This is a genomic window from Legionella stuttgartensis (genome assembly GCF_977063405.2).
On the sequence record NZ_CDRUHA020000109.1, the window covers coordinates 2,031 to 14,442 of the forward strand.

The window sequence follows — 12,412 nt, forward strand, 5'->3', positions numbered from 1 at the left end:
TCACCTAAAATTTAATAAACCTTTTGTTTTTCGGCTACGAAACTGAATAAACTCATTGCGATCTTCTATATTCAGATAAATATTCATTTTTTTCACTTCCGCAAAACTTTGCCCCAAGTCATGATGATAACGATGCCCTGGATAGACTAGTACTTCGTTAGGAATTACTTTTTTCAGATAATTCAGCGAATCAAACATCATTCCTGCATCTCCACCTTTGCTGTGGCAAAAACCACACCCTTCATTAAACAAAGTATCCCCTGTAAATAAGGCATTATCGATTTGATAGCAAAGACCACCAAAAGTATGGCCTGGAGTTTGATGAATGATAATGCTGGGAATATGTTCCAGAGTAAGGAGGTTTTGAAAAGGATAGATCGCGTTGAGGTTGTGGCACTCGAATCCATAATACTCTATTTCAGCACTACCCATATAAACAGGGCATTCATAATATTTGGCAAAATAATTCGCCAAATGTGAGTGATCCAGATGGTGATGGGTTAACAAAATAGCGATGACCCTTAATTCATTGCGGGTTACAAAATCCTGAAACGTTCTTTTTTCCCATGAAGGATCGATAAAAATACAGGTTTTATTCTCCGTATCAACAACCACCGGACAATAATTTATAAACTTGAATCGCTGGGTTTTAATGACTTCGATGTACATCATGAACTCGTATAAATTTAAAATCCGGTTGATACGCCATTTGATAATGGTACTTATCAAAACAAATCATCTGATTTTTTTTGATTTCTAAAACAATAGGTTTTGCCATAACGAACTGAGATACTACCTCCACATCCGTCTGCAGGGTAAACGCTGGATTTTTATCAAAATAAAGTACCGGAGATACCAGCAGCTCACCGGTGATCTTATGTGCATCGAACAAAGTAAAATAATAGGTTAGGTGTGCTTCATCTCTGAGTTTCTGTAAAACCATACGATTTCGCACACACCAAGCTTCTAGTCCCTTTGCTCCCCCAAATAGTAGAAGCTCAGCCGCAGACAATTTGAAATGAACCTTTACAATAAAATTCTCCTGACAACGCTCAAGCAATGCATGACTCTCCCATAACAGGAGACGTGCATCCTGTTCTGCACAAAACGTGACATAAGAAGTTGCGGCATCGAAGTAATCAGCAAAGTGCCCCTGAGTTGCCTCCCCTGCTGGAAGATCGCTAACGATGATTTGCTTCTCCAAACACAATTCGGCTTCACATGTTCCGAGCTCAAAATGAGCCTTGTCCAAAATCTTAATCATCGCGAACCCCAATCGCCTTCTCCATATTTTGGCTACGCATTTGAATATTCCATACGCCACCCGTTACCATTTGATATTCATTGTTTAACAAGGGCTTAATTTTAAAATGTGCTTTTTCCAATTCATGCCAAGGTAACGCTGGGAAAAAATGATGTTCCACGTGATAACCAAAATTTAAAAATAAATAATGTTGTAGCCATCGTGGAAACCAGGTACTTCGCGTCGTTAGTGTATGTTCTTTTAGGGTAGGTCGATGCTGCGTGGGTTCTAAACCTAAATGCTGCGGCGTAGATAAAGTTTCCCAGAGGACTCCATAAATCAAAATCGCGGGCGCTAGATTTTTAAACGTTAAAAAGCTTGGGAAACACCATTTTAAAAGTACATAAGCAAAAAACAAAAAGAGTACAGAAAACACACATTGCCGGAACATCACTTGGGATAGTTTTTTTTGTTTTAGCAGTTTAAGAGGATAAGTCCAATAAACCAAATGTAAGAAAAATACATTTAAGGGAATAAAGGTTCTCCAACCCACATGGAAGATCCAAGGGAGCTTCTTACTTATTTTTGCCTGTTTCAATAATTCAAATACCGGATCTTTATCAATATGCCCGGTCCATTTATGGTGCTCTTCATGAATGATTTTCCATGGATAAAATGGCATACAACAAAAAATACTCATGTAATGACCAAGAACTACATTGAGCCAGGATTTACTCGATAGGGTATTATGACCGCACTCGTGAAGTAAAATAAAATTATGCAGAAATAAAATCGCCAAGCACAGTTCTCCCAGGCAATAGAACAGCATGCTGTTTTTTCCGAGCAAAATAACTGCAGCATAAAGCAACACGATATCAGCAATTAGAAAGCTGAGACTCTTGGTAAGTCGGCGCTTAAAATTCAGTGATTTTCTCACTTCAGTGTATTCTTCATTACTTAACATAAAAGTTCTTCCTTTTTCTTTGCAACAGAATGAATGAGTTGTGATATAGAAACATTTTCAAGTAATACCGTGGGTGAAATGTTAATTTTTAACTCGCATTTAATTTGCTCGGCCAAATGGATTGCTGCCAATGAATCAAAACCATAATGAACCAGTGATTGATTTAAATCCAAGGTTGTTGCTGCACAATGTACATGTCTTGCTAGTAGTGTCAATAACTCATCTGAATTTGCAGTTTGTACTGGCATCAACTCCCTTTCTTTTGGAGAGTCCGCCACTTTTTGTACCAAAGTATGATGACGAGGTCGTTTTTTTAATTGTGCCACAAAAATCGATTGATCGATTTCAGTAGGCGTCGCAGACACATCCACTGCAAAACCGATTTCTTGCAGTAGTTTTTGCCAAGTTTCGGTATTGAGTAATGCGCTGGCAGGAATACGATATTCATCTTTATTGGTATGCCATTGCTTAAATAAGCCAAAGGTAAATGCCAAAAATAAACTATTTGCAGTCGCCTCATTGATAATCAGTACGCCATCATCACGAAGCAATGGAATAATACTCAGTAGACATTGACGAATATCATCTGTTGTATGCAATACATTACTTGCAATAATGAGATCAAATTGTTTACTCATCACAGGCTTGTTAATATCTAAAATGCAGGTGTCCACCTCAGTATACTGAGCGAAGTTCTCTCTAGCCCGCGCGACAAATTGGGGATTAATATCACTAAAGGTGTAATGAATCTTATCGGCACATTGGGTGAGTATTGCTTCCGTTGTAGCCCCTGTACCTCCCCCCAATTCAAGAATATCAACTCGAGAGGGAGAGGCAGCACTCATGTCCTTAACTAATGACGCAATGGTTTGATTGTAATAATGCGCCAAAAGATTCTTTTGATAAATCGCACGTACTAAATCATCGCGCCCAAAAGGAAACATCACCTGCTGAATGGTTTTTTTCCCTGTCACTATCTCAGTAAAATGCGTTGCACACACCTGGAGTAATTGAACAAACGATTTGATTTGCGGGTACTTTCTCATTAATTGCAATTGATCATGCAATAGTTCAGCATGAGACTTAATTTGATATGGATTCTGTTGAACATGATTTCGTTCAAAATCTTTTAATATATTGATTAATGCTAAATAGTACTGTTCATAATCTTTCTGTACTCCTGGCATTAAATTATTTTGACTCCAAACGACCCCTTGAGTTAGCAAGTAATGTTTCATTAAGTGAAAACAAAAATACTCTAACTCAGATAAACCTTGATTAAAAAGAAGTAAATCTTCGCTTGCTTGAGTTAGAGAATCGGTACAAATTGGCATCATTGTTTTTACTGATTCTGAAACATTGAAAAAACTCAGATTAGACTGGGGCAAAAAAGCTGCCAATTGCAAGGAGTAATGACCTTGTTCTGCCGTAATCGGGGCAATACCCGAGGAGATCATCAGTTGATTTGCAGCCTCATCTTCTTGTTGCCAAAAACCCCAATGAACAAGTTTCGTTTTCTCGGAATGTAACGCCCTAATTAATGCATCCGCATAATAACAGGTTGCAGAGTAAGCGCCTCTGTTTTTATTTTGTGTATAAACCTGTACTGAAGAGGTAATCACAACGTGTTTCACCTCGCTGCGCTGACATGCTTTGATTAAATGATAAGTACCCAATACCTTAACACTCATCTGGGACAAATATTCTTCGTAACTTAATGAAGTTACTGGGGCTTCTGCATAACTAGCACCTAAATGATAAAGACAGTCGATCGTTCCATAACGTTGAATTACATCTGCAAGCAAAGATTCAACTTCATCCGCCACAGTACAATCGACCGTTCGCCAATGAAGTACGCCTTCCGTTCGTGATGGGGTAGACCGACTGGCAATAATAAGGGCGCGCGGATTACATTCAATAAACTTAGGAACTAAATACCGCCCTACTTGACCATCCCCCCCAATGAGCACGATAACTTGATTAGCAGGTTCTGAATGATTTAAAGAAGCTTTCACTGCTTTTAGCTGCCGATGCCATACTCCATCAGCAGCTAAAACCAAGGGATAAGCCTGACCTTGGTTTGACAAAGTAAGAGCCTGAGCACTAATCATATTGTCCGCAAGATCAATGCATTCAATCAACCAAAATGGATGTTCCTTTTTTAAGGATTGGGCTAATCCATGCAGACTTGCTGCATAGGGATTAATCGTCGATTGTTTTATTCCATAAGCATTATTGCTGAACACATAAAGTGCTAGTGATTTTTCGCGATAAGCCAGTTCTTCCAGTTTTTTAATTAAATCTAAAAAGCCTGCCATCCCCACGCGTTGGGAGTTGACCAGAGATGCAGCGTTTATTTGTTCATCACACATCCCGGCAAAATAATAAATCAATTCACAAGAATGTTCTTGCAGCCATTGCATACCTTGCGTCACTGAATCCGGCTCATCAACAAAGATAAAGCAAAACATCCCTTTATAAGATATTTGCTGTAGTGTTTCTTTTACTGATCGTTCTTGCCTTCGTCTTAAAAAAAGAGCTAAATGCTGATAACGATTTAACTCCAGAGATTCGACTGTTTTTTTCCGCCAAATTGGCTCATAAGCGTCAATCTCTTTATTTATCAGTTTTAATTTCTCTGGCTCGGTAAACCAACAATATTGTGCTGCAAAAGGATAAACAGGCAATACCAATGGAATGGCATTAATTCCTTCATAAACACGCTGCCAATCAATTAATTCGCCGTCCTGATAGGCAAGAAGTCTACTTAAATAATCTCTCAATTGATGAGGAGTATGCTGTAACTCAAGAAGAGGCTGTTCCCCAGAGTAATTATCATGTGACGAATTAGATGATTTAACACCCCGTTTTAATTGTTCACGCAAATCGTCAAGGTCTTCCACAATCAATAGCTTACGGCATGCAAAATCAGCTCGCCCTACGTTTAAGGAATAACTTAATTGGGTCATGCACAAGCTATTTGGTGCAGCGCTTAAATAATCCAGTAGTTGTTCCGAGATTTTTATAAGTGCCTTATTTGTCTTGGCGGACAATTTAATCGGCACATAAGGCAATTGGGGTAATTGGGGTGTGGAACGCTCATGACGCGTCAAAATACAATGACCATTACTGCCACCAAAACCAAAACTATTAATTGCAATCGTTACTAACCGAGCCGGTTCGGCTTGTTTTGCAATATGAAATGGACTTTCCGCATGTCGAAGGAAGGGATTCACTTCCTGAAAATTTGCCTGCGGTGGAATTACTTGATGCTTTAACATCAACAATCCTTTAATTACCCCCGCAAGTCCTGCAACAGGCTCGGTATGACCTATATTACTTTTTACCGAACCGATATAAAGCGGTTTTAAACGTTGTGCAAATAATTCATGTAAGACCGAGAATTCAATGGGATCCCCTAAACGCGTCGCGGTCGCATGTGCTTCAAAATAATCGATTTCATCAATCGACACCCCACTTTGATATACCTGTGATAATAATTGTTTTTGGGCCACCGGATTCGGAGCAGTTAATGATTGTGATTGCCCCCCATGATTGACTTGAATCGCTTTTATGGTCGCTTCAATACGTAACTTTTGAGCGGCAGCCAAAGTATCTCCAACCAACCACAGTCCCGCTAAACCTTCGCCTTTAACATAGCCATCCGCTTGAGCATCAAAAGGACGGCAACAATTCGTTGGCGAAAGAACATTTAACTGGGTCGTCAATTCAAGTGTTTTTATATCGCAAAGCAAACTCACACCCAGGACCAGTGCCGATTCACACTCACCTTGCTTAATGGCAGCAACGGCGCGATTCAACGCAGTAAAACTACTCGAACAGGCAGTATCAACGGTTTCACTGGGGCCATGGAAATCAAAAAAATGTGAAATTCGGTTTGCAGCAAAAGTCTTTGCACACCCGGTAATTTGGTAAAGGCTGTTTATCTGACTTCGATCCAATAGACGTGCATAATCATCGAATTGAATCGCAACAAATACCCCGATATTTTTTCCTTTCAATGTGGAGGGTGAAACTCCCGCCTGCTCGAATACATGCCAGGAAAGTTCTAATAGCTTGCGCTGCTGGGGATCCATATATTTTGCTTGTTCTAAACCCAGTTCAAAGAAAGCGAAATCAAAATCCGCATAATGGTCAATAAACCCCATCTTACGTGACTCATCGCCCTCATTCTCAAATCGCATCTTTAAAGGCATCTGCGTACAATCGTGACCTGCCAATAAAGCCTGCCAGTATTCTTCTGGCGTAGGGCATTGAGCAAAAGAACAATAATAACCACAAATAACTACACCAGCTGACGTCGAATCCAATCGCTTGGGCAAAGCATCAGGGGTACTCTTGTTATTTTCCTGCAAATATTCGTGTAGTTTCTTTACAGTATGAAATTCAAAAAATTGATTAGGAGTAATGTGTATATGATAATGCGTGGTGATTGCTTCGGCTAATTCACTAAGTGTCAATGAATTAAATCCCAATTGATAAAAGGTATTCTCTTCTTTAATTTGCTGAGAAGGAATTCCTATAATGGATTCGATTAATTCATATAAGGAATACTCTTTATTAAGCGTCATGCATTCAGGCAATTTCTTAAACGGAACATTAAAACATTCCTGAGTTAAATACTTATGAAATTGCTGGGGATTTCCCTGAAATGGAATGTACTCGCCGGCCGCCAAAGTAAGTAACTGGCGGCAAATACCCCTTAAGTCATCGGTCTTTAACGGATCTAACCCTTGAGTGCTTTTACTCCATGTTAACCAATTTAATTCATCAGCTGACGACGGTGTTTCCGTCATCACAAAGGGCAAATAGACACACACATGTTCTTGGCAATAATCAGTAAATGCAATCAAAGACGCATTATATACTGCATAGTCATCTTGAGTACTAAATCCAGCTAATGCAGACAAAGAAGAAATACTGATTAATTTTGGGGGATGGTTTTGTTGAATAAATTGACTTAAATGATGATGTAATTTTTTTCGTTGTACCGCTTCATTTTTACTTTTTCCAGGCATCACTCCTAAACAATTAATGATGAGATCATAAGAAAAAGAAGAAGGGAATGGACTAGAAAAATCATGTTGGATGTACTGAATTTCGCCTCGTAAAGCAGCAAGCATCTGTTGTCGTTTCGCATCAAGAGCACTACGTCCAATGACATCAAATCGATAAATTCCAGCAGCAATTAACGTATGGCAAAATTGATATCCAATAGTGCCCAAACCACCCAATACGACAACGCGTATTTCAGGATGAAGTCGTTGCGGTTGAGTCGGTGTGGTTACTAAATTTAAAGTAAGCGCTTGGCGCATCGGATTATAAGCCACCAGGCGATGATCAAGCTGATGGGCTTCGTTATTTACTATACGCACTACCTCAGAAGCAGGCAAACGAGATAAATCAGGAATCAAAATATTCTTTTGATAATGTTTTACTTGATTCGGCAAAGACATCATCAATGCATGCGACTCCATCCAATGACTCCGACTTTGATGGATCAATATAAATTGAACCTCAGGATTCATCGCAATACATTGAGTTAACAAGGCAATAAGTTGTTCTGATGCATTGCTTGTTTCCCCACAAACAATCACCGCTTTTTTTAATCGTGTTTTTGCTGTAGCTCGTTTGAAATACATTGGTTGAGCGCCATTATCCAGTTGATAGAGTTCTTCAAAAATGGAACCGGGCTCCAAGGTACAAGATACACTATCCATTCGATAACAATGATGCGTCATTATTTCTGAATGCGCCAACCAATAATTTTGTTTGTTGTATTGGGTTTTGGGCCGTGCACATAGATTGTGTGACCAGTTTTGTAAAATTAAATGTGCATTACTACCACCCGCGCCAAAACTACTCAGTCCAGCAAAATGAAGCGTTTGTTGTGGTAAGTACTGCGTCGCTATTTGAATTGGAACATCGTCAATATTTAATCCCGGATTTAATGGCAATGCATTGATGGAGGGTGCTAATGCCTGCGCTTGAAATTGCGCAATCAATTTCACAATCCCGGCCATTCCGGCAGCCGCTTCCAAATGTCCGAAATTACTTTTTATAGACCCCACATACAATGGTTTTTGCACGGAACGCGTGGCAAATACCTGCTTTAATGCAGCAAGTTCAATCGGATCACCTAAAGAAGTTCCTGTTCCATGTGCCTCGATGTAATCGATTTGCTCCGGTTTAAGCCCCGCTTTGGTTAACGCGTGTTGCATTACTTTTGCTTGTGCAACAGCATTAGGTACAGTAAATCCACTACCCATTCCCCCATGATTTAATGCTAAACCTTTAATCAGTGCATAGATTGAATCCCCGTCCGCAAGGGCTTTTTTTGCCTTCTTCAAAAGGAGGACTACAACGCCCTCGCCAGGAACATAGCCGTCCGCTTGTTCATGAAATGGAGCGCTTTTGCCCGTAGGCGATAAGAATTTATTTTGCGTCAATGACGCTAATTTATAAGGATGTGAACAGAGGTTCACGCCCCCCACCAACATCGCATCCACTTCATCATTCGCTAAATAACGACACGCTAATTCAATGGCAGTAAGCGAGGAGGAACACATGGAATCTAGAGAGAAACTAGGGCCTGTCAAATTCAATGCATAGGAAACACGATTCGCAATACTTGCCCCTGAAGATTGCGGGCATTTAACTTCCGTATCCTGTTGATACTGCTCCACCCCATAGTTTTGATAAAGATGAAACATGGAGGCCGCAACTACCCCCATATTTTTCTCGTGCAACTGAGCATAACCCGCATCTTCTAAACAATGCCAAGCATTCGCTAAAAACAATCGCTCTTGAGGATCAATTAACGCTGCATCCCGAGGTGATATATTAAAAAATAAAGGATCAAAACTGGTAATATCATCTAAATATCCGCCCCAAAGATAGGGGATATAATGCCAATTTCGCTGTACTGTTTTAATGGAGTTTTTGCCAGCAGCTAAATTACTCCAAAGCGCCTCCAGATTGCTTGCATCGGGTAATTGAAATGATATTCCGACAATCGCAATGTCATGCTCATTGATCTCTGGCTCGTCAAGCTGGGTGTGGAATTTATCAAGCGGAGATTCTTGTGACTTTAATAAGCGATGTTGGAGCAAGGTGGAATTGGCAATCACCACATGGGGTACATTGGCAGCAAATGCACGCTCCAACAATGCAAAAGCATGCGAGGTTTCCAAAGGCAAGGTTCCATATTCCTCTTGCAGTTTTTGCAATTGATACGGGTTGATTTCCATCCCGCCTTCTAACCAATAAGGCCAACTGATGCTAATAAATCGAGAAGGCTGTTTTCCTGCAAGGCGTAATTGTTCTTGTTCGCACGCATAAGCATTTAAAGCAGCATTGGCTGCAGCATAAATGCATTGTCCAAGGTTGCCAATCTCTGCTGATAAAGAAGAATAAATACAATAAAAATCAATGGGCTTATGTTGTAGTGCATGATGAATTATTGTCAAGCCCCCTAATTTGGCACGCAGCGTTTTTTCAATGTCCTCGGAGCTAATATTCATCAGCAACCGATCATGCTTTTCACCCGCTAAATAAAACAAACCATCAATAGGAAAATCATGGGTCGCGAAAAAATGTTGTACTGCATTCGGATCAGATACATCCAATGGGTAATAGCTTACATTCTCATCAGATACGATCTGTTTACTTCGCCCAATGACATGAATCTTCGCTTGATATTGCGTGCGCAGATAACTCGCGAGCAACCGGCCTAAGCCTCCATGACCACCCACAATTAAATAGCTTCCTCCCGTTTTAAAACATGTGCGAGGCAGCGCTTGATTCAATTGGGATTTGATGTAACTTGCGGCATAAACCGCGTCTTGATGGAGGAAAAGACACCCTTCTCTGCTTGGCAAACCTTTAGCATTCTCTTTGACACATTCATCACTTACAAAAATCGAGAATTGATGCTGAGGGTATTCTTTAGCAAGACATGAAAAGAAAGCAGAAAGAGAATGGATTAAAATTGATTGCTTCGGGGACAAACCAATAACAATAGGGGGTAATTTACTTTGGGCACCAGATAAAAGCTTAGCAAATGTTTCTACTAAATGATGCAAAACAGTGTGCAAATCAAGCCCGGTTTGATGATAACGACCATCATATATGATCCAATCCTCTTTAGGTTGTTCTTGATAAAATTCCAGTGCTTGCTCATAGTTTAAGTCATTAATTATCAATACCTGCTTATTGTCAAAACCCCCTTTTATTTTTGTTTTTGTAGGAACATAAATCGCATAATTAGCTTTTTTTAATTGTTTCTGTAACTGCTCCGTCTGCTCTACGCTGCCGACTTCCCGCGGCTTGACCGCGGGATCCAACGATGTTGTCTCCTTCATGGACATACTCATCTTTGATTGAGCTTTAGTTATGGAAGAAAAGTCACGCGAATTAATATATGCAGTTAATTTGTCCACGGTATTTTGTTCAAACAATAAAGTGGGATAAAGCTCTAAATCAAATTGCTGTTCTAATACATCGACCAAAGCAATTAGACTGCTGGAATCAAACCCTAAATCAAAAAAAGAAACGTGAGACTCTAAAAAATCAGGTGCATCCGGTAAATGATTCCTTATCAATGCTTCAATTTTTTTCTGCGTATCAGCATGAACGGTTGGCAACACGTTCACCGATTTTGTCACTTCTTGCAGCCCGAATTGCTGACGCTGAAATCGCTTATTTGTTAATCCTTCAAGAGCGACGACTAAATCACCTGCAGGTGTAAATAATTGAATGCGACACTTGATTAACGACTCATGATGCGTTGGCATTTTTTCAGCTTTGACCAACAATGTTGAAGTCGTTACCCGCCCAAAGACGCTCACCTTATCAATTCCCAAAGGTAAATAACTGATGTCGGGACCTGCATGCACCACTTCATCAAAATGCAATGAAGCTATAGCAAAAGCAGCACCATCCAACAAAGCAGGATGTAAATAAAAAGATGATAAATAAGATTGGGCTTTGCTACCTAAAGTCAACTCCATAGCAATTTGGGGTGCATTGATGCCGGTGCTACCACTAACCTGCATAAATTCACCATGCTCAATAAATGAGGCACGCGCCAAATTGTATATGGTGCTCATCGAATGGATTTGTTCGTTTTCTTTGGGCGTTTGAATCAATACGGGTAAATCCGGTCTTTGAAATCCTATCGCTGATTTGAAATGGACAATATTCTTATTCTGTTCTTGATGAGAGATTTCTATAGTATGACGTTGGGAATCATAAGCAACACATAAAATAATCGTTTCACCTGCTTGCACTTTAGCCGCATGTGGATAGGTTACTTGGGTAAGCTCGAAAGACTCAAACTGAAAACAGCGTGCAATAATATCTAAATAGGCAATGCCAGGTAGCACCCGGATCCCGTCGATTCGGTGATCCGCAACCAGATAATTATCCGCATTTAATTTAATTTTAAATTCGTTCAACATCAAAAAATTCATCCATTATTTCGGAATATGGTTCTTCCCGTTTTGAAACGGCACGTTTTATTGATTGTGGCTTGGGCATCCTACTCGAAAGGATGACATGAGCATTTGTTCCCCCAAAACCAAAAGCACTCACTCCAAAATAATGGGTGCGAGCCGCATCTAAAAATTTTGGTTCATCGAGCAAACACAAGGGAGAATGAGCAAAATCATAACGAGGATTTGGCGTTATTTTTTCAGGCTGAGGCAGCAAACAATGATGGTAACTGCATAAAGCCGCTTTAATAAATCCGGCCATGCCTGCAGCACTTAACGTGTGACCAATATGTGCTTTCACACCACCCACAACACATTTTTTATTGGACGAGTGTCCTAAAACATGAGTTAAGGCCTGTAACTCCATAGGATCACCCAATTCGGTGCCAGTAGCATGCATTTCAACATAGTCCAGCTGTTGGGCTGTCAAACCTGCATTGTCTAATGCTTTTTGAATCACTTTTTGCTGGGCTTTAGGATTTGGGGTCGTATACCCCATCGTATTTCCATCATTATTGACCGCTATACCCTCAATCACACAATAGATCTTATTTCCATCCGCGATCGCTTGTTCCAAGGGTTTTAAAACCACAAAACCACCGCCTTCACTGAGAACGATGCCATTAGCACGCACATCAAAAGGACGACATCTAAAATCCGGTGATAATGCTTTAGCCGCATCCATCAAAG

Annotated in this window: 5 protein-coding genes (1 of these 5 running past the window's edge); all 5 read right to left on the reverse strand. The window is 40.2% G+C overall.

All coding sequences use genetic code 11. The features are described from left to right. Tightly spaced (each overlapping or abutting the next), the 5 genes in view from ACWTEW_RS34960 to ACWTEW_RS34980 form a layout consistent with a single transcriptional unit that may run on beyond the window. Positions 1–672 (reverse strand): MBL fold metallo-hydrolase, encoded by a 672-nt coding sequence (locus ACWTEW_RS34960; RefSeq protein ID WP_454782593.1) that lies wholly within the window; start codon positions 670–672, stop codon positions 1–3. Then, positions 650–1,264 carry a hypothetical protein gene (locus ACWTEW_RS34965; protein WP_454782594.1) on the reverse strand — a complete coding sequence of 205 codons (615 nt, stop codon included), beginning with the start codon at positions 1,262–1,264 and terminating at the stop codon, positions 650–652. The genes ACWTEW_RS34960 and ACWTEW_RS34965 overlap by 23 nt, the downstream gene beginning before the upstream one ends. Beyond that, positions 1,257–2,207 carry a fatty acid desaturase family protein gene (locus ACWTEW_RS34970; protein WP_454782595.1) on the reverse strand — a complete coding sequence of 317 codons (951 nt, stop codon included), beginning with the start codon at positions 2,205–2,207 and terminating at the stop codon, positions 1,257–1,259. The genes ACWTEW_RS34965 and ACWTEW_RS34970 overlap by 8 nt, the downstream gene beginning before the upstream one ends. Next, positions 2,201–11,689 carry an SDR family NAD(P)-dependent oxidoreductase gene (locus tag ACWTEW_RS34975; RefSeq protein ID WP_454782596.1) on the reverse strand — a complete coding sequence of 3,163 codons (9,489 nt, stop codon included), beginning with the start codon at positions 11,687–11,689 and terminating at the stop codon, positions 2,201–2,203. The genes ACWTEW_RS34970 and ACWTEW_RS34975 overlap by 7 nt, the downstream gene beginning before the upstream one ends. After that, positions 11,673–12,412 carry the final stretch of a beta-ketoacyl synthase N-terminal-like domain-containing protein gene (locus ACWTEW_RS34980; protein WP_454782597.1) on the reverse strand. The gene runs 6,577 nt beyond the window's last position, so only the last 740 of its 7,317 coding nucleotides appear in the window; the start codon falls outside the window, past its right edge — the gene reads right to left on this strand; it ends in the stop codon at positions 11,673–11,675. The genes ACWTEW_RS34975 and ACWTEW_RS34980 overlap by 17 nt, the downstream gene beginning before the upstream one ends.

What these genes read in the sequence shown, in the direction of transcription:
- ACWTEW_RS34960 (WP_454782593.1), bottom strand. Translation starts at nt 672, where the DNA reads ATGATGTACATCGAAGTCATTAAAACCCAGCGATTCAAGTTTATAAAT.
- ACWTEW_RS34965 (WP_454782594.1), bottom strand. Translation starts at nt 1,264, where the DNA reads ATGATTAAGATTTTGGACAAGGCTCATTTTGAGCTCGGAACATGTGAA.
- ACWTEW_RS34970 (WP_454782595.1), bottom strand. Translation starts at nt 2,207, where the DNA reads ATGTTAAGTAATGAAGAATACACTGAAGTGAGAAAATCACTGAATTTT.
- ACWTEW_RS34975 (WP_454782596.1), bottom strand. Translation starts at nt 11,689, where the DNA reads ATGTTGAACGAATTTAAAATTAAATTAAATGCGGATAATTATCTGGTT.